This window comes from Halomonas sp. IOP_14 (assembly GCF_021021315.1).
Classification (GTDB): Bacteria; Pseudomonadota; Gammaproteobacteria; order Pseudomonadales; family Halomonadaceae; genus Vreelandella; species Vreelandella titanicae.
In genome coordinates, this window is the sequence record NZ_JAINWD010000003.1 from 208,166 (window position 1) to 229,576 (window position 21,411).

17 protein-coding genes are annotated in these 21,411 nt (G+C 55.4%); 9 read left to right on the forward strand and 8 right to left on the reverse strand.

What is annotated here, in order from left to right:
• The first annotated feature begins 25 nt into the window (after nt 1–25).
• Both K7H09_RS04050 and K7H09_RS04055 read left to right on the forward strand, forming a co-directional pair.
• Complete coding sequence (locus tag K7H09_RS04050) at nt 26–1,255, forward strand: nucleoside recognition domain-containing protein (protein WP_027958055.1); 1,230 nt, start codon at nt 26–28, stop codon at nt 1,253–1,255.
• A gap of 163 nt (nt 1,256–1,418) precedes the next feature.
• Nucleotides 1,419–2,285, forward strand: a complete 867-nt coding sequence (locus K7H09_RS04055; RefSeq protein ID WP_009287352.1) for a DMT family transporter — start codon at nt 1,419–1,421, stop codon at nt 2,283–2,285.
• A gap of 5 nt (nt 2,286–2,290) precedes the next feature.
• Here K7H09_RS04055 and K7H09_RS04060 read toward each other — a convergent pair whose 3' ends face one another.
• The 3 genes from K7H09_RS04060 to K7H09_RS04070 all read right to left on the reverse strand — a co-directional run bounded on the left by K7H09_RS04060 (nt 2,291) and on the right by K7H09_RS04070 (nt 5,211).
• A complete protein-coding gene (locus K7H09_RS04060) occupies nt 2,291–3,304 on the reverse strand; it encodes an asparaginase (protein ID WP_039859381.1) in 1,014 nt (337 codons plus the stop codon).
• Nucleotides 3,305–3,346: 42 nt separating this feature from the next.
• On the reverse strand, nt 3,347–4,810 hold the full coding sequence (locus K7H09_RS04065) for an alanine/glycine:cation symporter family protein (RefSeq protein ID WP_009287354.1): 1,464 nt from the start codon (nt 4,808–4,810) through the stop codon (nt 3,347–3,349).
• A gap of 185 nt (nt 4,811–4,995) precedes the next feature.
• Nucleotides 4,996–5,211, reverse strand: a complete 216-nt coding sequence (locus K7H09_RS04070; RefSeq protein WP_022522320.1) for a DUF2798 domain-containing protein — start codon at nt 5,209–5,211, stop codon at nt 4,996–4,998.
• Nucleotides 5,212–5,311: 100 nt separating this feature from the next.
• Here K7H09_RS04070 and K7H09_RS04075 point away from each other — a divergent pair, with 100 nt between their 5' ends.
• Complete coding sequence (locus K7H09_RS04075; protein ID WP_009287355.1) at nt 5,312–6,214, forward strand: LysR family transcriptional regulator; 903 nt, start codon at nt 5,312–5,314, stop codon at nt 6,212–6,214.
• A gap of 79 nt (nt 6,215–6,293) precedes the next feature.
• Here K7H09_RS04075 and K7H09_RS04080 read toward each other — a convergent pair whose 3' ends face one another.
• Nucleotides 6,294–8,477, reverse strand: a complete 2,184-nt coding sequence (locus K7H09_RS04080) for an OsmC domain/YcaO domain-containing protein (protein ID WP_039859382.1) — start codon at nt 8,475–8,477, stop codon at nt 6,294–6,296.
• Between the two features lie 172 nt (nt 8,478–8,649).
• Nucleotides 8,650–9,291 carry a TetR/AcrR family transcriptional regulator gene (locus K7H09_RS04085; RefSeq protein WP_027958059.1) on the reverse strand — a complete coding sequence of 214 codons (642 nt, stop codon included), beginning with the start codon at nt 9,289–9,291 and terminating at the stop codon, nt 8,650–8,652.
• An 81-nt stretch (nt 9,292–9,372) separates the two neighbouring features.
• Between K7H09_RS04085 and fabF the strand changes: the two genes are divergently transcribed.
• A complete protein-coding gene (gene fabF, locus K7H09_RS04090; protein WP_041158842.1) occupies nt 9,373–10,644 on the forward strand; it encodes a beta-ketoacyl-ACP synthase II in 1,272 nt (423 codons plus the stop codon).
• A 61-nt stretch (nt 10,645–10,705) separates the two neighbouring features.
• Here the strand turns inward: fabF and K7H09_RS04095 are convergent, their stop codons facing one another.
• Nucleotides 10,706–11,590, reverse strand: a complete 885-nt coding sequence (locus tag K7H09_RS04095; protein WP_039859383.1) for an alpha/beta fold hydrolase — start codon at nt 11,588–11,590, stop codon at nt 10,706–10,708.
• Between the two features lie 117 nt (nt 11,591–11,707).
• Nucleotides 11,708–12,592 (reverse strand): LysR family transcriptional regulator, encoded by an 885-nt coding sequence (locus K7H09_RS04100; protein ID WP_009287358.1) that lies wholly within the window; start codon nt 12,590–12,592, stop codon nt 11,708–11,710.
• Between the two features lie 122 nt (nt 12,593–12,714).
• On the opposite strand from K7H09_RS04100, the gene K7H09_RS04105 reads away from it, so the two are divergent.
• Nucleotides 12,715–13,725, forward strand: a complete 1,011-nt coding sequence (locus K7H09_RS04105; RefSeq protein ID WP_022522314.1) for a zinc-binding alcohol dehydrogenase family protein — start codon at nt 12,715–12,717, stop codon at nt 13,723–13,725.
• A gap of 108 nt (nt 13,726–13,833) precedes the next feature.
• Complete coding sequence (locus K7H09_RS04110; protein WP_022522313.1) at nt 13,834–14,637, forward strand: helix-turn-helix domain-containing protein; 804 nt, start codon at nt 13,834–13,836, stop codon at nt 14,635–14,637.
• A 26-nt stretch (nt 14,638–14,663) separates the two neighbouring features.
• Here K7H09_RS04110 and K7H09_RS04115 read toward each other — a convergent pair whose 3' ends face one another.
• Complete coding sequence (locus K7H09_RS04115) at nt 14,664–15,254, reverse strand: TetR/AcrR family transcriptional regulator (RefSeq protein ID WP_022522312.1); 591 nt, start codon at nt 15,252–15,254, stop codon at nt 14,664–14,666.
• 410 nt (nt 15,255–15,664) lie between these two features.
• Here K7H09_RS04115 and K7H09_RS04120 point away from each other — a divergent pair, with 410 nt between their 5' ends.
• The 3 genes from K7H09_RS04120 to K7H09_RS04130 are packed head-to-tail and all read left to right on the forward strand — an operon-like array spanning nt 15,665 to nt 21,407.
• Nucleotides 15,665–16,879, forward strand: a complete 1,215-nt coding sequence (locus K7H09_RS04120; protein WP_230803726.1) for an efflux RND transporter periplasmic adaptor subunit — start codon at nt 15,665–15,667, stop codon at nt 16,877–16,879.
• Complete coding sequence (locus tag K7H09_RS04125) at nt 16,876–20,001, forward strand: efflux RND transporter permease subunit (RefSeq protein WP_141440737.1); 3,126 nt, start codon at nt 16,876–16,878, stop codon at nt 19,999–20,001. The genes K7H09_RS04120 and K7H09_RS04125 overlap by 4 nt, the downstream gene beginning before the upstream one ends.
• Nucleotides 20,001–21,407 (forward strand): ATP-binding protein, encoded by a 1,407-nt coding sequence (locus K7H09_RS04130; RefSeq protein WP_009287362.1) that lies wholly within the window; start codon nt 20,001–20,003, stop codon nt 21,405–21,407. The genes K7H09_RS04125 and K7H09_RS04130 overlap by 1 nt, the downstream gene beginning before the upstream one ends.
• The last annotated feature ends 4 nt before the right edge of the window (nt 21,408–21,411 follow it).

Genomic DNA, 21,411 nt, shown 5'->3' on the forward strand with positions numbered 1-21,411 from the left:
TTAACCCCCAGGATGCCCACTCCCCATGCTCAACGGAATTTGGTTAAGCTTCTTTATCGCTGCCTTCGCGGCCTCACTCTGGCAGTGGTTGGTTGGCGGCGATAGCGAGGTATTTGCCCGCTTGGTGCAGTCGCTGTTCGACATGGCGGAAGTGAGCGTTGATATTATCCTGGTGCTGCTGGGCACCATGACGCTGTGGCTGGGGTTTCTTTCGATTGCCGAAAAGGCAGGCTTGATTCGCCTGCTTGGACGGGTGCTCGACCCGCTGTTCTGCCGCTTGATGCCAGAAGTTCCCCGCGGCCACCCTGCTATGGGGCTAATCAGTATGAACTTCGCGGCGAACATCCTGGGTCTGGATAACGCCGCTACGCCGATTGGCATCAAGGCGATGCACTCGCTGCAGAGCCTTAACCCCAGCAGTGAGACCGCCAGCAACGCACAAATTTTGTTTCTGGTGCTCAATACCTCTTCTCTCACGCTATTGCCGGTAACGATTTTTATGTATCGCGCCCAGCAAGGCGCCGCCGACCCCACGCTGGTCTTTTTACCTATTTTACTAGCGACAACCGCCTCCAGCCTGGCAGGGCTTTTGGCGGTGGCACTGATGCAGCGCTTAAAACTTTGGCAGCCCGTGGTGCTAGCCTATTTAGCGATTGCTGCACTTGCGTTGGGGCTACTGATCACCACGCTGGCAGGCATGTCCGCCCAGGCGCTAGCCGCGGCCTCTACGCTAGTCGGTAACCTGACGCTATTTAGCATCGTGATGATGTTTTTAGTGGTCGGGGCGTTACGTGGGGTGAGGGTGTACGACGCCTTTATTGAAGGCGCAAAAGAGGGGCTGAGCTTTACCATCACGTTGCTGCCTTACTTGATCGCCATGCTGGTGGCGGTCGGCGTACTGCGCGCCAGCGGCGTTTTAGACGCTGGCTTAGGCGGTATCCGCTGGATAGTAGAAGGCTTTGGCTGGGACACCCGCTTTGTCGATGCTCTCCCCACCGCCTTTGTGAAACCGCTTTCTGGCAGCGGCGCCCGCGCCATGATGATCGAAACCATGGATACTTTCGGCGTAGACAGCTTCGCCGGGCTACTCGCGGCCACTATGCAAGGTAGCACTGAAACCACCTTCTATGTGCTGGCTGTCTACTTTGGCGCCGTGGGTATCACTCGCATTCGCCACGGGTTGGGCTGTGCGTTGGTCGCCGATGTGGCGGGAGTAACCACTGCGATTGCGGTGTGTTACTGGTTTTTTGGATAGCTGGTGTTAGCTGGCTTTCGTTCACTGGGCTCAGCGTCTACCTTTCAGGGGAGCCGCATTAAGGTCTACAGGCAGTAGATCAGGAGCCATCGCTAAGCAGTAGAAATGCGTTTAAACATTCGTTGCTCCCGAGTGTTTACCGCTCAAGGACGATAGGTGAAATATGGCAGGCGCAAGCAGTTTATTGATAGCGCTGGCGGCCTTCTGCTGGGGGATATCTGGGGGAATCGCAGGCATTTTGTTAGACGACGGCTGGGATGCAGCCGTCGTGTCATTTTATCGAGGGTTTATAGGGCTTCTCTTCGCACTTGGGTGGCTGCTGCTTCAACGTCGGCATAGCGGACTAAACAGCAAGCGGCTTTGGTTCTGGTCAGTGGTTGCAGGCCTGGGCGTCGCTGGCAATTTTACGTTCTATTTTCTTAGTATTGAGTATGGCAACGTTGCGGTCGCTGCCACCCTGATGTACTGCGCCCCTGTTTTTGTCTACCTCGTCTCATTTTCCCTCAAACTAGAGCGCCCCACCGCTGCCAAGTGGCTGGCCATTGCGCTGGTCATGGTGGGTATTGTGCTGTTAACCAAGCTGTATGCCATCAGCGCCAGTGGTCTCTCGTTAATTGGCGTAGGCACCGGGCTGCTTGCCGGGCTCTCTTATGCAGCGTTCATTTTTGGTTTCAAGTATGCCGCGCCCCATGGCAGTCCTCAGGCAATTCTTTCGGTCGCCTTCACCGTGCTAGCCATCGCACTGCTGTTTCCAACGGACATTAACCAGGCTGTCAGCGTTATCAGCGCTCCGGAGCTGCCGCTGTTTGTGGCGCTGGGCATTCTCGGCGCTGGACTATCTTTTCTGCTGTACGTGGTAGGTATCAAGCATGCGGCACCTGCGCTAGCCTCCATGGTTGCCATGGTCGAGCCGATTACCGCCACCCTGTTTGGTGTAGCGGTGTTAAACGAAAGCCTGGGCGTTATTCAAATGGTCGGTATGGGGATCATCTTGCTAACCGTCACCGCGCTGAGCGTTTCTTCCCGCTGATAAGCTTAACGGCTACACTCACCGCGCATGGGCGCACTCAATGCCTTGCTCAGCATTGACCCCACCAGCCCTTGCCCAATGAGTACGGTGAGCTTTGCGATGGCGGCTTCCAGAGTGATATCGCTGCCGGCAATCACGCCCGCTTGATTGAGTGCAGCACCGCTGGCGTAGGCACCCTGCACTACCTCACCTTGGGCACACTGGGTGACGTTAAGCAGCGCTACGCCTCTCTCGCTGGCCGCCTTCAAGGCGTCAAGCAGCTCGCCTTCAAAGCTCAGCGGGTTGCCAACCCCGTAGCTATAAAGCACCAGCCCTTTTAGCGTTTTATCCGCCAGCAACGCCTTTGCGCGGCGCAGCGACATTCCTGGATGCAGCGGCAGTACCGCCACCGCCTCGTCGTCCACCTCAATAGGTACAAAGTTGGGTATACCGCTTAGCAGCGCCGAAGGTTGGGGAAAACTAATGCCAATACCAAGCTCGGCAAGCCAGGGGAAGTTGGGTGAGTCGAAGGCATCCAAGCCTTGAGTGCGCACCTTGCGGGCTCGGTTACCGCGCAACAGCCGGTCGTGAAACACCAGGCTTACTTCACAAGGTGTTGCGGGGTGAGCCGCAAGCTGCAGCGCGCTGAACACATTATTCAGCGCATCGCTTCTTGGCTCACCCAGTGGAATTTGGGAGCCGGTGAAGATCACCGGCTTATTCAACGCACCGAGCATAAACGAAAGCGCCGCGGCGCTGTACGCCATGGTATCGGTGCCATGGAGTATCACAAACGCTTCATAGCACGACCAGTGGATTTCCAGCTGTGCCACCAAACGGTTCCAGGCCTCTGGCATTAGCTCGGCGCTATCAATCAACGGCTGCATTTCCAGCACATCAAACGCTGGCAGCCGGTAAAGATCGTCCAATGCCAAATACGCCGCTAGGCGTTCGGCCAGCCCCGCGCAAGGTATATAACCCTGTGACGATGGTTGCATACCAATAGTCCCACCGGTATAGAGCATCAGTACGCGGGGCATGGTCACTCCTTTCCTAATCAGTACAGTCGTCTAAATAAATACTTACTTCGCAGGCGCGCCTTCCAGGCGCTGCTTTAACGCTTCGGCCTCTTCAGGCTCTAGCTCCCAGGCTTTTGGATCCAGGTCAAGATCCGGATGCTGGTTAGCGTCAAAAATCGGCTGTTTGATGCCCTGCCGACGCTGACCATCGAAGTCTTTCAAAATGCGCAGGCCGCACTTAAACAGCATGATCAGCGCAATCAGGTTGACCACTGCGAGCAGCCCCATGGTGACATCAGCAAAGCCGAACACGGTGCCCAAATCAGTGGTCGCGCCCCAGCAAACCAACAGCACGATGGCAACGCGGAAGGCGTTAAACAGGTTCTGGTTGTCGCGGCTAAAGAAGTTGAGGCTGTTCTCACCCAAGTAGTAGTTGTAGAGAATGGTGCTAAACGCAAACAGCAACAGTGCCAAACTGACAAAAGTGCGGCCCCATTCGCCCACATGGTCGGCCAGCGCTGCCTGGGTCAGGGCGATGCCTTCAACACCAGCACCTACGGTCGGGTCATAAGCACCGCTGAGCAGAATCACAAACGCCGTGGCGGAACAGATAATCACGGTATCGATAAATACCGAAAACGCCTGCACGATGCCCTGGTTGGCAGGGTGCGGCACATAGGCCACCGCCGCGACGTTTGGCGCACTACCCAAGCCCGCTTCATTAGAGAACAGGCCACGCTTCAGGCCCATCATAATTGCCGCGCCAATACCGCCACCAATCAGTGGTTCAAGGCCGAAAGCGCTCTTTACAATCAGCACAATCACGCCAGGTATTTCCGTAATATTCATGGCGATGACCAGCAGCGCAATGGCGATATAGCTCACCGCCATAAAGGGCACCAAAACCTCGGAAATACGTGCAATACGCTTAATACCGCCGAAAATAATCAGCCCTACCAACATCGCCAGAGCAATGCCGCTATACAACACCGGTACGCCAAAAGCATCGCCGAAAGAGGTTGCCACCGCATAGGATTGCAGTGCGGTAAAGGCAAAACCGAAGGTCAACAGCAGCAGTACCGAGTAGAACGCTGCCAGCCAGCGCCACTGCTTACCCAGCCCTTTAACAATGTAGTACGCGGGGCCGCCGCGATAGGTGCCGTCACCTTCGGCTTCTTTATAGGTCTGTGCCAGGGTGCATTCCAAAAAGCTGGTGGCCATACCCATTAAGCCCACCAACCACATCCAAAAAATCGCCCCTGGGCCACCCAAGGTAATCGCAACCGCTACGCCGGCGATGTTGCCACCACCAACGCGCCCAGCCACTGAGAGCACCAGCGCCTGAAACGAGCTTAAATGGCCGTGTTTATTGCGCTTAAAGGCTTGGCCGGAACCGAGGATGCGAAACATCTCACCGAAATAACGAAACTGCACAAAGCGGGACGCAACGGTAAAACCGATGCCAACGCCCACCAGCAGCACTAGTAGAACCTTCCCCCACAGGAGGTCATTGAGCATATCGAGCATGTGATTCTCTCCGCGTTTTTGTATTAGCGTTATGTTTGAATTCGCGTCGTTTGTTATCGCGCTTGTGGAATTCGCGCCGCGGAGAACGTTTTACCAAGTGTGGGGCAGGATTAAATTTGGCGCAGCGGTGCAGTTGTGTGCACTCGCTGCATCAGTGGGTGCACCATAGTGCATCAGGCAAGCCGTCAGACCTTCTCGGCAATGCGGTGGGCTAACTTATGGATAAAGGGGCCGCTGATAAACGCAATGATCCCAGCGGCTGGCCAGGCAAGAAACCAAGCGTGCATCCAGATGCCAACAAAATCAGCATGCATGCCGATATTCACGTAGGTCACCCAGGCAGACATAATTAGCGATAGCGTAAACGACATGAGAATAGCGAAGATAATTCTATGTTTCATGAGAGTACCTAAGGATGATGTATAAGTGCAGGTAGATTAACAAACATCTATAACGGTAATATATGCCAATATATGAGAATCAATTTTACAGAATTGCAAAATGCGAAAACCCTCGTTAGATGACCTAAATATCTTTATCGTGGCCGCTAATCAACGCAGTCTCACGGCTGCGGCGGCATCGTTGAAGATGACTATTGCCACCGTGTCGAGGCGTATAAGCGCATTAGAAGCCACGCTAGGCGTTGAGTTGCTCTATCGCTCAACCAAGGGGTTGACGTTGACGCCTCACGGCGAATCCTACTACCGCGAATGTGAGGAATTGGTGCTCGCACTAGATCAGCGCATTTTGGATCTGGATCAAACGCTGCATAGCCTAAGCGGGCCGTTGAAAATTATGGCGCCGGTCAATTTGGGCAGCGGGCCGCTAGATGCATTTTGGCGTCACTTTATCCATCGCTACCCTGAGATTTCGCTGACCATCGAGCTGGACAACAACGTAGCCGACATTCGCGGCCAACAAGCGGATATTGCACTACGCTCTGGGCCACAAAAAGACGATACGCTGATCCAGAAATACCTGGGCTATATAGAGATCATATTGGTGGCATCACCCACCATGATGCATCCTCTTCCCAGTAAGATTGATGAGTTAGAAGCGTGCCCCAGCGTGGCCGCCAAAATGTTTAGCGACTGGCATCTCACGCACAGGGAAGGCAGTCAGTACACTTGCCGCAAAAGCCATTTTCACATCAGTAACGACATGAGTATTGTGCTGAATCTCACCCAATCGGGCGCCGGCGTTTCCTTGATGCCTACCAGCATGGTGGCCAACAGCCTACAAACGGGGGAGTTAATCCGAGTACTGCCTGAGTGGCAGGGGCTCAACAGGGAAATTTTCCTGGTATGGCCCTACCGGCGAAGCCTTTCAGCGCGGGCCAAGCTGTTTCGCAGCGAGTTAATCGAATTCCTCAGTCACCAATCCTGGTTCCACTCTGCTGATTAGACCGACTGTACGGAGCAAACTGGCTTCTCTACTGGCGCCGTAACGCCAGCAGTTAACGATCATCATTTTTGGATAATGCTTAGATGCCCGCTTTTGCCGCCCGAGCAGCGTGGAGCTTTTTATAGCTTTCAATCAAGCGCTGGTGGCGCTCTAGGCCTTCTAACTGCATGTTAGTGGGCGTTAGGCCGTGGAAACGCACCTCGCCACTCACTGAACCAACCACCGCCACCATGGTGGCTTCGCCGAACATGCGCTGGAAGTTATGCAGATAATCTTCAAGCGCCAGCTCGTCATCCAACACAATTTCCAGCACCGCGTTCACCGCCTGGTAGAACAGGCCGCGCTCGACGGTATTGTCGTTGTACTGCAGGAACATCTGAACACAGTCCAGCGCTTCTTCGTGACGGCCAAGCGCCAGGTAGACCAACAGCTTCAGTTCCAGAATCGTCAGCTGTCCCCACTCGGTGTTTTCATCAAACTCAATACCAATCAGCGTAATGATATCGGCGTGGTCATCCATCTGGCTCTCTTCCAGCCGCTCGACTAGGTCGGTGAGTTGATCGTCATCCAGGTGGTGCAGATTGAGAATATCTTCACGGTAATCCAACGCCTTATTGGTGTTATCCCAGATCAAGTCCTCGATGGGATATACCTCCGAGTAGCCCGGCACCAGAATACGGCACACCGGTGCGCCCAAGTCTTCGTGTACCGCCATGTACACTTCGGCATCTAGCTCTTCAAAGATACCAAACAGCGTGTCGGCCTCTTCTTGGTTGCTGCCGGAGAAATCCCACTCACTGAATTCAAAATCGGGCTTGGCGCTAAAGAAGCGCCAGGAGACCACACCTACCGAGTCGATAAAGTGCTCAACGAAGTTATTGGGCTCGGAAACCGTCTGCGAATTAAACGTCGGTAGCGGCAGATCGTTCAGGCCTTCGAAACTGCGGCCCTGCAACAGCTCGGTCAGGCTGCGCTCCAGCGCCACTTCAAAGCTTGGATGGGCGCCAAAGGAGGCAAACACGCCGCCGGTGCGCGGGTTCATCAAGGTGACGCACATCACCGGGAACTGCCCGCCCATGGAGGCATCTTTGACCAACACTGGGAACCCCTGGGCTTCCAGAGCGTTAATACCCTCTACTATGCTTGGGTACTTTGCTAACACTTCCTGCGGTACATCCGGCAGGGTTAGCTCCTGCTCAAGGATTTCACGCTTCACTGCCCGTTCGAAAATTTCCGACAGACACTGCACCTGGGCTTCCACCAGAGTGTTGCCCGCACTCATGCCGTTACTCAGGAACAGGTTTTCGATCAAATTGGAGGGGAAATAGATCGTTTCACCGTCGCTTTGGCGCACAAACGGCAGTGAGACAATGCCCCGGTCTTCGCGGCCAGAGTTGGTATCAATCAGATTCGAGCCGCACAGCTCGCCTTCGGGGTTGTAGATATCAAGGCAGTGTTCATCGAGAATCCCTTCGGGGAGCTCGTCATTCGGCCCTGGCTTGAACCACTTCTCATTGGGGTAGTGAACAAAGGCGCTGCCCGCCATCTCTTCGCCAAAGAACTGGTCGTTATAGAAGAAGTTGCAGCTCAGACGTTCGATAAACTCGCCCAACGCCGAACACAGCGCACTCTCTTTGGTCGCGCCTTTGCCGTTGGTAAAGCACATGGGGGAGGCCGCATCGCGAATATGCAGTGACCAAACATGAGGCACGATATTACGCCAGGAGGCGATTTCGATCTTCATGCCTAGGTTGGCCAGTATCGCGCTCATATTGGCAATGGTCTGCTCCAGCGGCAGGTCTTTACCCTCGATGTAGGTACTGCCGCCTTCCGGTGCGCCCATCAGCAGCGCCTGGGCGTCCTCGTCGATGTTTTCTACCGTCTCGATCTGGAAATCAGGGCCGGTTTGCACCACCTTCTTAACCGTGCAGCGGTCGATGGAGCGCAGAATGCCCTGGCGATCTTTTTCAGAAATATCTTCCGGCAACTCGACCTGAATTTTGAAAATCTGCTTATAACGGTCTTCCGGGTCGACGATGTTGTTTTGTGACAGGCGAATATTTTCGGTAGGGATATCGCGGGCGTTGCAGTACACCTTTACAAAGTAGGCCGCACACATGGCAGACGATGCCAGAAAGTAGTCAAACGGCCCCGGTGCCGAGCCGTCACCTTTGTAGCGAATCGGCTGGTCGGAGATAACCGTAAAATCGTCGAACTTAGCCTCCAAGCGGAGGTTGTCGAGATAGTTAACTTTGATTTCCATGAGCGGGCATCCGGAGCAATGAGTTTGCCTAGCAGTAGGCAGTAGGCGAATTGCGGCCCATTATCCAGTTTTTTACCCGCTTCGTCTTGGTCAGTCTCCCAAATCATCTACCACATGTCGTGCAAAAATGGTTGTTCTTACTACAGCAGCAACTCGGGGTTCTCTTCACGAACTATTGAGCTTGCATCATACGCTCCGCCTCAGCTTCGCTGACCCCGAGCATCAGCAAAATCTGGCGTTGTGTGGCTACCAACACCTGCTTTCGCTCCACCTCCCCCGGCAAACTTTTGGCAATGGCGACGGCCCCTACCAGGGAGGCCAATATGACCCGGGATTTATCAGCAATCGCTTTGCGGTCATCGGCAAAGGGAAGTTGTTTCAGCTTACTCAGCGCTATCAATCGCGTTTCAAGCATCTTTTTCATACTCATATATGACGCTTCAAACAAGGTGCGGATTTCGGCTTTTTCACTGCCTATTTCGTTGAACAGTACCGCTTCAGGCCCCGGCTTATGCTTAGCTTCCAACTCTTGGAGATTGCAGTAGTTGGCGACTAATTCGGTTAGATGTTGTAACGAAAGTGGGCCTTTTACCAGCCTGGCCGCCCGGCTGTTATCAATGGTTAGGCGAACAGACTCATTGTAAAGGGCCTCTTTGGAAGCGAAATGGGCGTAAAAAGCGCCATGCGTCATCTTGGCTAGCTTCATGATCTGGCCAATCGATACCTTTTGAAACCCATTACGGCTGAATAGCTCTGTCGCCGAAGCCAAAATGCGCTCTTTGGTTTTCGATTTATGGCTCTTGGGATAAGGCATATCTACCTCGTCAGCTAAATATTATCTTGATCATATAGTGCCCATTGCTAGGGTGACCATATCAATAAATTAGGAGCCACTATGCACTCACCTATCGTGATTACCGGCATGGGTATGGTCAGCCCGCTAGGCAACAGCGTCAATAAAAGTTGGCAGCGACTGGTTGACGGCCAGTCTGGCATCAGCACCATTGACCGCTTTGACACCAGCAATATCCCGATCAAAATTGCTGGGGTGGTGCCTAGCATTAACCAAGACCCCAGCGGCGGTATTGACCTGAATGAGATAGCTGACCCCAAAGAGCAGCGCAAAATGGACTTGTTCAGCCTTTACGCGTTAGCAGCAGCCCATGAGGCACTGTCACAGGCCAACTGGTTCCCCGCTGAGCAGGCTCAAAAACGCAGAACGGCCACCATTATTGGTTCTGGCATTGGCGGTTTCCCGACCATTACGCAAGCCCAAAAAAACCTTGCCGAGCGCGGCTATCGCAAACTCTCCCCCTTCACAGTGCCCGCCTTTCTAGCCAATTTGGCTGCTGGCAATCTGTCCATTCGCTATGGCTTTCAAGGCCCACTGGGGTGCCCGGTTACAGCTTGCGCGGCAGGTCTACAGGCCATTGGTGACGGTATGCGCATCATACGCAATGGAGAAGCCGATGTAGCCCTCGTCGGCGGCGCCGAGGCATGTATTGACCCGCTTTCACTGGCCAGCTTTAACGCTCTAAAGGCCGTTTCCACAGAAGCAGACAACCCTGAACGCGCGTCCAGACCCTTTGATAAAGCCCGTAACGGTTTTGTGATGGGAGAAGGCGCTGGCGTTATGGTGATCGAAACGCTTGAGCATGCGGTCGCGCGGGGTGCAACGCCGTTAGCGGTGATTAGCGGCTACGGCACCAGCGCAGATGCCTATCATCTAACGGCAGGCCCAAAGGATGGGGCCGGCGCAGCGGCAGCGATTCAAGCGGCGCTAGGCATGGCGAACCTTACCACTGATGCTATTGACCATATCAATGCCCACGCTACCTCGACGCCCGTTGGCGACCGGGCTGAAATTGCCTCATTGCGTAATGTATTCGGTGAGCGCTTGCCCGCCATTCCTATTTCGGCAACCAAAGCCGCCACAGGCCATCTCTTAGGCGCAGCAGGGGGCATAGAGAGTATTTTTTCTGTATTGGCAGCCAATACGCAGCAACTTCCGCCTACCATCAATCTTGAGCACTGCGATGATGATATGCAGGATTTAACCTTCGTCACGGCGACTCATCAGAAGCACGTCACTAAGCATGTATTGTGCAACGGATTCGGTTTTGGTGGCGTCAATGCGGCGCTTATTGTTAGCAGTATCGAGCGTTAAAGACGGAAATAAATAAACCGATCTGCCGCCAGGCTATGATCGGTTTATCTAAACACTATTGTCACCCTTTCTTGCATAGAAACGACAGCGCTTCCTCAAGCAGCATTTCGGGAACTTCCTCAGCGATGTAGTGGCCGCAAGGCAGCGCTTTGCCGTCTACATCGGTGGCGACTTTTTGCCACTCGCTTAAAGCATCGAAGCAGGCTTCAATAGCGCCTTCAGCGCCCCACATCACTTTTATCGGGCAGGTGAGTTTTACACCCGCGTCGATATCTGCCTGATCGTGCGCTAAATCAATCGTGGCGCTGGCGCGGTAGTCGCCGCAAATGCCGGTGGCGGTACCGGGGAGCGACAAGCAGCGCTCATATTCGGCCAGGGCTTCTGAGGAGAAAGGCGCCATACCGGCACTGCGGGCACCCATTACGCTTTTCAGATATTGGGCGGGATCGCTCTGGATCAGCATTTCCGGCAGCGGCTGAGGCCGAATCAAGAAGAACCAGTGCCAGTAACTGCGTGCAAAGGCCTCGTTGGTGCCGCGATACATGGCAAGCGTCGGGGCGATATCCAATAGCACCATGCGCTCTACGCGTTCAGCGTGGTCAACCCCTAAACGGTGGGCGACCCGCGCGCCGCGATCATGGGCCAGCACTTTAAAACGCTCGAAACCCAGCGCGCTCATTAGCTCAGCCATATCCTGCGCCATAGCGCGCTTGGAGTAATTTAGATGCTCAGGATCATCGTCGGGTTTACTGCTGTCACCGTATCCGCGCAGATCCGCGGCGATAATGGTGAAATATGGGGCAAGTTCTTCTGCCACTTTGTGCCAAATCACGTGGGTCTGAGGGTGGCCATGAAGCAGTAGCAGTGCCGGGCCTCTGCCACCCATTCGAAAAGCGATCTCGACGCCATTAACGTGGCGCGTTTGTTTTTCAAACCCATGAAACATGGTGTTCTCCTGGTCTGCTGGCAATGTAACTAACACAACGTAATCGCGTAACCCTTTTATAAACGCCTATATCAGTGATTCGCAATACAAGTTGATGTTAAACCCTGACCTCAGTCGCTAGCGGCTGTAACCTTTTAACTGCTGAATAAGAAAGTCTTTTAACGCTATCACGGCAGGCGTCAATGAAAGGCGATGAGGGCACACAAGGTAAAGCGGCGTTGGCTCGCAGGGAAACTCCTCCAGCATTGCCACTAGGCGACCATTGCGAAGATCTTCTTCAACGTCTAGCCGTGACTTGTAAGCAATGCCCTCGCCAGCCAATGCCCAGCGCCGCACACAATCGGCATCGTCGCTCACCCGATTGCCTTTTACGTTGATGTTGTCACTCCCGAACTTCCACTGGTTATGAACACGTTCGCCAAGCACGAAACACAGACAGTTGTGCTGGTGTAAATCGTCGGGGTAAGCAGGACTGCCATGACGCGTAATATAGTCTGGAGAGGCACATACCACGCGATAGTTATCGCTTTTAAGCGGCAATGCGACGAGGCTGGAGTCTTCCGGAACGCCGTATCGCAGGGCGATTTCTACGGGTTGGCGGAACAGGTCACTCACGCGGTCACTTACTCGCAGGCGTAAATGCAACTGCGGGTGCTGGGCCATAAAGGTGTCCAACCAGCCCAGCAGCACATTGCGACCCAGGTCGGAAGGCATGGCAAGACTGAGCTCTCCAGCGATCTCTTGGCGCTCGCGGTGAAGTTCTTTCTCGCCTTGGTTGAGAGCATTGAGCGCCGCTTTAGCGTGCACAAGGTAGTGTGCGCCCGCGGTGGTTAGCCGCAAACTGCGGGTAGAGCGCACCAATAGCCGTGTGCCTAGCGCGTCTTCCAAACGTTTGATGGCCACACTGGCCACCGCTGGAGTAATCGCTAACTCCCGCGCAGCGGCAGAAAGGCTGCCGTACTCGGCGGCATAGGTCAGCACTTTTAGATCATCGACACGCATTAGACCCCCTGGCGCCTGCTATCTTCAAAATTTATTAGAAACTGTTAGCAAGATTACCCCTCTTTTTAGCAAAACAACATCCAGGCATGATGGCGCAACGACAACTCACGAGACTCCCCATTATGAAAGCGATTGCCTTTACCCAAAGTCTGCCTATTGATCATCCTGATGCACTTCAAGAGATTGAGTTACCGATCCCAACACCAGAAGCCCACGATATTCGTGTTGCGGTTAGCGCCATTTCCGTAAACCCCGTTGATGCCAAAGTGCGCAACAGCGCCTTGCCGAAAACCGGCGAGCCGCGCGTACTTGGGTACGATGCTGTGGGCATTGTGGATGCCGTTGGCAGCGCCGTTACGCGTTTTCAGCCAGGTGACCGGGTGTGGTATGCGGGTAACGTTGCTCGCCAAGGCTCTAACGCCGAGTTTCAACTGGTCGATGAGCGCATCGCCAGCCTAGCGCCAAAAAGCCTTTCTGACACTGAAGCCGCTGCGCTTCCATTAACCGCCATTACCGCTTGGGAACTGCTGTTTGACCGGCTAGAGCTGGGCATGCGCGATACCCAAGGCAAAAGCCTGTTGGTGATTGGCGCAGCGGGGGGCGTGGGCTCAATCCTTGTGCAACTTGCCAAACAGCTCACCGATATTACTGTTATTGGTACGGCGTCTCGGCCCGAAAGCCAATCCTGGGTGAAGTCGCTAGGCGCGGACGCAGTGATTGACCACCACCAACCACTTGATCAGGCGCTTAAAGTGGCAGGCTTTGACGGGGTGGATATGGTGATCAGCCTTAACCAAACCGATCACCACTTTGAGGCCATTGTTGAAGCCCTTAAGCCTCAGGGCAAATTGGCACTGATTGATGACCCGGAACTGATCGATGTGCGGAAGCTCAAAGTGAAAAGCCTTTCGCTGCATTGGGAGCTGATGTTTACCCGCCCGTTATTCACCACCGACGATCTTGCCAAGCAGCACGATCTGCTCACAGAAGTGGCAGCCATGGTCGATGATGGAAGGCTAACAACCACCTTAGGCGAGGTGTTAGGCCCCATTAATGCTGAGAATCTAAAACGCGCGCACGCACTTATTGAGAGCAACCGCACGATCGGCAAACTGGTCTTGGAAGGTTTTTAAACAAAAAATTGCTTAATGGGCGCGACGGCCCTGGCACAAGGCCGTTGCACTCTGAGGCGTGAACCATCACATTAGGCAGCCACGACACCAAGAGAATCGAGTCACCCCATGCATGACGATTTTGTGGCCAACCTGCGCCTGCTCTGCAGCTACTACCCGTCTATTGCAGAGGTTTGTCGGCGTTTAACGATCAACCGTGCTCAGTTTAACCGCTACCTGAGTGGGCGCTACCGCCCCAGCCACGCCGCTCTTCAGCGCATTTGCCACTTTTTCGGCGTCACCACTGAGGATATCGCGCTACCCCATCATGATTTTCGTGCTCTGGTACAAACCGGCCAGCTCAATAGAGAAGCAACCCCAGCAACGCTGCCTTGGCCTAACGCGCTGGTTCAGCGCGGCAGCGAAGGCATGGAGCGCTATATTGGCCGTTACTTTGAGCTTTATCACTCAATGTCGCGACCGGGGCAGTTAATGCGAACTTTGGTGTGCCTGGAAGCACGGGAAGGTGGCGTGGTCTATCAGCGCACCGAGCGGATGCAGACCACGCCCGGCTCCCGCCCGTGTCACAATCGTTATGTAGGTACCGCGGTTAAGCTTGCTGATCGACTCTTTTTGGTCGACCACGAAACCCTTAACGGCCATGAAATCACTCAGACGATTCTGTTTCCGAGTTTTCAGAGCCAAGTAACGCGTTTGACCGGCTTAAAAATAGGCGTGGCGGATAACAGTGAACGCATGCCCTGCTGTGTGCGGGTGGTGTATCAACGCCTGGATGAACAGGTTAGCCTGCGCGAAGCGCTGGCACAGTGCGGTTTAATAACACTGGACGACCCTTCACTTGATGACGCTCTAATAGCCGCCACTCGAAACGATGTGGCCGCTGATGAGCATCACTTCAGAGCTCGTCACTAGAGCACGGATGTTTAAGTAGGTAAGCGTTAAGAGGAAGGCACCAGCACTTGCTGGAACAGAATCTTTTCAAAGTGTTCCATGGGCTCGACGGATTTCAACGTCTTGGCGCGTAGAATAGCGCCTTCCCAGCCGGTAAGAATAAAGCTGGCTAGCGCTTCTGGGGGCGAATGGGTGGCAATATCTCCCCGCGCCTGGGCATCTTCCAGGCAGCGCACAAAACGCTGCTCCCAGCGCTGAAAGACTAGATTTAGCGCATCGCGGAAGGTATCGCTCTGCCCCGAAAGCTCTTGGCCAAGGTTGCCAATCAAACAGCCCGTGGCGTGGTCGCACTCGTGCATATGCTCACGGCCAGCCGCGAAGTAACGTTTTAGACGCTCAAGCGGCGGCGTGTCATTATCTTCCAGCAGCGCCATCAACGTTTCATCATAGCTGGCGGCAAAACGCTCGATCACCGCCAACCCGAAATCTTCTTTGCTGGAAAAGTAGTGATAGAAAGAGCCTTTAGGCACACCGCAGGTTTTTAAAACGGCATTAATGCCCGTTGCGTTGTAGCCTTGCTGACTAATCAGCTGGGCGCCGCTATCGATTAATTTGTCGCGCGTTGCAGTATTTTTCATATGCCTAAAGTAGACCAGTCAGTCTATTGCTTTCAAGTGAGAGAAAGCCAAGTGAATGAAAGCCAATTTGTAAGAGAACCCAATTGTAAGAAAATCTAGCTGTAAGAAAGCCTGGTTAAGTGGCAGTTGCATGTTATTTGCACATTTTTTGACTAATGGCTGCTTAACAATGCGCGATGCTGGGCTTTGTACGAAAACTGACTGCTCTCGCCAATACGGCGTTAAAAATCAACTCGTGCGCGAGTCCGATCAAAATGCTCATTTACAACCTGTAAATTCGCACGCGAATCCGATCCTTTTTTCGTTGATTTTTGCCTTATCTAGCCTTCGCTCGGCGACTTTTCGTACAAACCCTAGCATCATACGCTTATTTTTCTGGAATTTTCGCTCCCAATGGATGACGCGCGGTAATGACTCTTTCTCGCTATTACGCTACGAATCAACATGGCCGCATTCGTTTGGGTGCTGTGGTCGCATTATTGATTCTTATTACCACATTGACCCTTGCTTGGTGGATCATTACTCAACCACCGCGTATAGAGCGTACCCCACCGCCTGAGCCTCTGCCTAGTGTGGTAGACGTCGTCACGGTGAATGCCAGTTCCCAGGCACCCAACCTGTACGCTTTTGGGCGTGTTGAAGCAGAGCAGGAGACGATGCTGGCCAGCCGTGTAGCGGGCCAATTGGAGCGTTTTGCTGATAACGTTGTGCCCGGTCAGGTGGTCGAGCAGCAAGCCCCTGTGGCCTATATTGATCAAGCCGACCTGGCACTGAGCCTTGAAGATGCTGAGGCGCAACTAGCCAATGCTCAAGCGCAGCTGGCGCTAGAGCAGGCGGAGCAGCAACGCGCCCGCAGCGAGTACGAATCTTTTGGTCGTCAGCTCTCAGCAGAGCGGCGGTCACTGGTACTACGCGAACCGCAGCTGCGCCAAGCACAGGCCCAAGTCACCCAAGCACGAGTGGCCCGCGACCAAGCGGCTCTGAATGTGGAACGCGCCACTCTCACTGCTCCCTGGCGGGCCATGGTGCAAGAGCGCCTGGTCGGCGCCGGCAGCCTGCTCAGTCAGGGTACAGAAGTAGTCCACTTGGTGGGCGTTGAGCAGTTTTGGGTGCGCGCCTCGCTTCCCAGCGAGTGGACGGAGTGGCTGGAAGCGGGTAGCAGCGTTACGTTAACCAGCCGCGGCTGGCCCGAAGGCGCCACACGCGAAGGACTCCTGGTCTCAATGCTACCCAGCCTTGAAGAGAATGGCCTGCAGGCACAGCTGTTGATTGCGGTTAACGACCCGCTCGCCCTAGAGACCGACGGCCCTGCCCTGCGCCTGGGCGATGTCCTGCGCGCCTCTTTTCAACCGGCTATTCAGGAGCAGCTTATTTCACTACCTTCTGCGGCTCTCCGCCCGGGTGACGTAGCGTGGCGGGTAGATGAAGAGAATCGTTTACGCCGAACGCCGGTCACCCTGGCTTATCGCGGGGAAGATGATGCTTTGATTCGTGGCGGCTTGGAAACCGGCCAGCAGGTCGTCACCGCGGGCTTGGCCCAGCCCAGAGAAGGCCAGCTAGTGCGCATTCGTCACCCCAACGACACCCCGGCTCAAGCAGGAGATGGACCGGGAGATGAATCATGAAGGTACCACGCGGCCCATTGGCTTGGATGGTAGATCACGGGGTAGCCCCCAACTTATTGATGGTGCTGTTTATCGTCGGCGGCCTAATGGCGTCGCTAGCGATTAAGAAGGAAGTGTTCCCTGAATTCGACATCGAAGTTGTGCAAGTCACTATCAGCTACCCTGGCGCCACACCGGAGGATGTGGAACAGAGCCTGCTGCTACCGGTGGAAGCCGCGATTGCCGATGTAGAGGGCATCGACGAGCTGACCGCGACGGCCAGTGAAGGCAGCGCCAGCGTCTACGCAACGCTGATTGATGGTGTGGATGTGATGCGCGCCTATCAGGATATCCAGCAGGCGGTGAACGCCATCACAACCCTACCCAGCGCTGCCGATCCACCCCGCTTTACCCTCGCGGGGCGCTCCCGCAGCGTGTTGAGCCTACAGGTTTACGGCCAAGTCGGTCTGGAAGCACTGCACAACGCGGCCGAAGATGTACGCGGTGAACTGCAAGCCACTTCCGGCATCTCCCGTGCGGAGCTATCCGGCAACCGCGAGCGAGAGATTCAAGTCCACTTGGATGAAGAGGCCATCGAGCGCTATGGCCTCGATCACCAGGAACTTGCCAACCGCATTGCCGAAGAAGCCCTTGACCTCGCTAGCGGCCAGCTCACAACAGAAGAAGGTGAGTGGCTGATTCGCTATCAGGGGCGGCGTAACAGCGCCGAGGCCTTTGCCGAGCTGCCGATTCTGACCAGCACCCAGGGGGCGCCGATTACCCTGGGCGAGATCGCCAGAGTCAGCGATGGCTTTGCCGAAACCGACCGAGAGGAGTTTTATAACGGCCAGCCCGGTCTCTCTGTGGATGTTTACCAGATTGGTGATCAAACCCCGACCAGTATTTCGGAAGCGGTCAACGGTGAGCTTGAGCGCCTACGCGCAGGTATGCCAGAAGGCGTCAGCCTGGATATTTCCCGCGACAGCTCAGAAGTTTACGAAGATCGTCTTAGCCTGCTGTTAAAAAACGCCTGGATGGGGCTAGCGCTGGTATTGGTACTCATGGCGCTATTTTTGGAAGCGCGGTTGGCGTTCTGGGTCACCCTGGGCATTCCAACGGCGTTCCTGGGTGCCATGCTGTTTCTGCCCTGGATCGGCGTCTCGCTCAATATGATGTCGATGTTCGCCTTTATTATCGCCCTGGGGATCGTGGTAGATGACGCCATTATCGTTGGTGAGAATATCTACAGCTACCGGGAAGAGGGTTACTCACTGCGCGATGCGGCGGTCAAAGGTGCCAGCGAAATTGCCACGCCGCTAACCTTTGCGATTCTGTCCAATATCGTCGCCTTCCTGCCGCTGCTATTTTTACCCGGCTTTTTGGGGCTGATTTTTGCCACCGTGCCGGTAGTGGTGGTGACGGTATTCTTGATTTCCTGGCTGGAAGCCTTGGTGATTCTACCCGCTCACCTGGCGCATAGTCGCAAACCGCGCCAAACCCCGGCGTGGCAGCGTCCCCTTGAAGCACTGCGCCAGCGCCTTCAGGGGGGCCTGCACCACTTTACTTATCACCAGTTCGAACCGTTCCTGCAACGCGCCCTCAATCAGCGCCTGCTCAGTGTTTCGCTGGGCATCGCGATTCTGTTGATCGCGCTCTCCTGGGCGATGAGTGGGCGTTTGGGCTTTTCCCTGATGCCACGGGTCGAATCGGATCAGGTGCAGGCCACGGTCACCCTGCCCATTGGTAGCAATATCAACGTTAGCCGCGAGCTTAGCCAACAGTTGCTCGACGCCGCCGATGCCCTCAGCGAGCGCGAAGAGACACTTAGCTTCAGCAGCTCACGCAGCCGCTTAGATGGCGAAAGTTTGGAAGTGCGTTTGGATATTGCCAGCGAGAGCCTGGAAGCGTGGCCACCCTCGCGTATCGCCCGGGAGTGGCGTGATCTCACCGGCGATTTACTCGGCGCCCAGTCGGTTCGTTTTGAAGCCGATGTCGGCGGGCCCGGTAGCGGCGCGGCACTCAGCCTACGTCTTTCGCACCCGGATACTCAGGTGCTGGAAGCCGCCGCCGAACGCTTAGCGGAAACGCTGGGCGGCTATGGCCTCACAGATATCGACAGCGGCCTTGGTGACGGTAAACCGCAGTTAGAAATGCGTCTTTCTGCCGAAGGCCGCGCCTTGGGGCTCACGGGTAATAATCTAGCCCAAGCCCTGCGCGGGCCACTCCAGGGCGCCACCGCCCTTGAACAGTACGTGGGGCGCAGCGAAATCAGCGTTGAGGTACGTTTACCCACCGACAACCGCGACAGTTTGAATGAGCTCTACCGCATGCCGGTGCGCACACCTGATGGGCTGAGTGTACCGCTATCGCGAGTGGCCGACATTACCATCAGCCAAGCCTCTAGCAGCCTTGAACGCATTAACGGGCGGCGGATTATTACCGTTACCGCTGACTCGGAAAGCGATGTGGCCATCAATCAAGTGCTCGCCACGCTCCAGGAAGAGGAGTTTCCCAGTCTGGAAGCGACCTGGCCGGGGTTGGAAGTCAGCATGGGTGGCCGTCAGCAGGATACCGCCGACAATTTAGCCACGCTAAGAACTTCCATGTGGTTAATGATTGCCGCGCTCTATGCACTGCTGGCGATCCCTTTTAGAAGCTACCTACAACCACTGCTGGTGCTGGCCGCGATCCCCTTTGGCATTGTTGGTGCCGTCGCTGGACATATGATCATGGGCTTCGGGCTATCCATCATTAGCCTGCTGGGTATGCTGGCGCTCTCAGGCGTGGTCATTAACGACGCCTTGGTGCTGATTGATTACGCCAACCGCAAACGCCGTGAGGGCATGGCCGCCCGGGAAGCCATTGTGGCAGCAGCCACCCGCCGCTTACGCCCGATAATGATGACCACGCTGACGACCTTTCTAGGTCTAGCACCGATGATCTTGGAAACGTCCAGACAAGCGCGCTTTATGATCCCCATGGCGATCTCGCTCGGCTTCGGTATGCTTTTCGCCACAGTGATACTGCTGATCCTGGTGCCCTGCCTCTATTTAGGCATGGAGAATGTTCGCGAGCGGCTCAGCGCGCCACGCCAACCGACACTAGATAAAAACCCTAGCCAAGAAGAAGAAGGAGCCCACTGATGGCCTTGCTCACAGCCATACGTCAATGGCGCCCCTCTCGGCTGGGGCTCAAGCTGTTCGTGATTATTCTCAGCGTCAATGTAGCGATCTCAGCGAGTATGTTTCTTGCTGTCTCGTACAGTATTGACCGCGGCTTTCTCGACTACCTCAACCAGGCCCAGGAACGCCGTGCCACACTGCTGGCTGACGGCCTCGTGACTCGCTGGGAAACCCAGCAGAGCTGGGGATGGCTGGAGCAGTCACCGGAACGCTGGCCGTATATTGTCCGCTTTGAACTGGGTCAGGAGCATAGTGACCGCCCTTCGCCACTCGGTGAGGCGCGGGACTTCACCCTGCGCGCAGCGGATGGCCGTTTTGTGGTGCTCCCCAGGAGCGGGCGCGAAGGTTCGGGCAGTTGGCATTGGCTAACCCTTCGCAGCGGCGATACCGATATCGGCTCGCTGGGTTTTCGGCCCCCCCGAGAAATGATGGAGCGTATGGAGAGCCGCTTCCTTGAGCGCCAACAGCGTAACTTGGTGCTTATCGTGATATCACTCTGCGTTGCCTCACTGCTACTGGCAGGCGGGCTCTCCTGGTGGCTGGGGCGACGCACTCGGGCACTGGCGGGCGCCACGCTGCGGCTTACCGAGGGCGACTATCGCACTCGACTGCCTGAACGCGGTCGCGATGAGCTATCGCGCCTGGCACGCGACTTCAACGTATTGGCGGCAACGCTGGAGGCCAGCCGCGATGCCCGCGCCCGCTGGGTTTCTGATACCGCCCACGAGCTGCGCACGCCGCTGGCGGTGCTGCGCGGCGAAATCGAAGCCATGCAGGATGGGATTCGTCCATTGAATCAGGAGAACCTTAGCTCCCTCGCCCAGGAAGTGGGGCAGCTAGAGCGTTTAGTGGCGGATTTACGCTTGCTATCGCAAAGCGATGCTGGCGCGCTGGATATTCAGCTGGCGCCGATGGATCTTAGCGACTGCCTTGCCAGCCGCCTGTCCGACGCCGACCGCTGGTTAGTCGAAAGCGGTTTAACGCTGACCGAACAGATCGAGCCTGGCATTATGATTCGTGGCGATGCCCAACGCCTGCGCCAGCTGTGGAACAACCTGTTGGATAACAGCTGCGCCTATACCCAGCCGCCGGGAGAGCTACGCGTCACGCTTACCGCTCAGCAGGGAATGGCCGTAGTCATCTGGGAAGACAGTACGCCAGGCGTGCCGGAAGGTGAATTAGCCCGCTTGACCGAGCGGCTCTATCGCGTTGAAGGCTCGCGCAGCCGTGCCAGTGGCGGCAGCGGTTTAGGACTCTCAATTGCCAGCGCCCTGGTTAATGCCCACGGCGCAACGCTGACACCCTCTAGCTCAACGCTAGGTGGGCTACGCTGGACGCTACGTTTTCCGCTGTTGGCTGCTGATTAATATT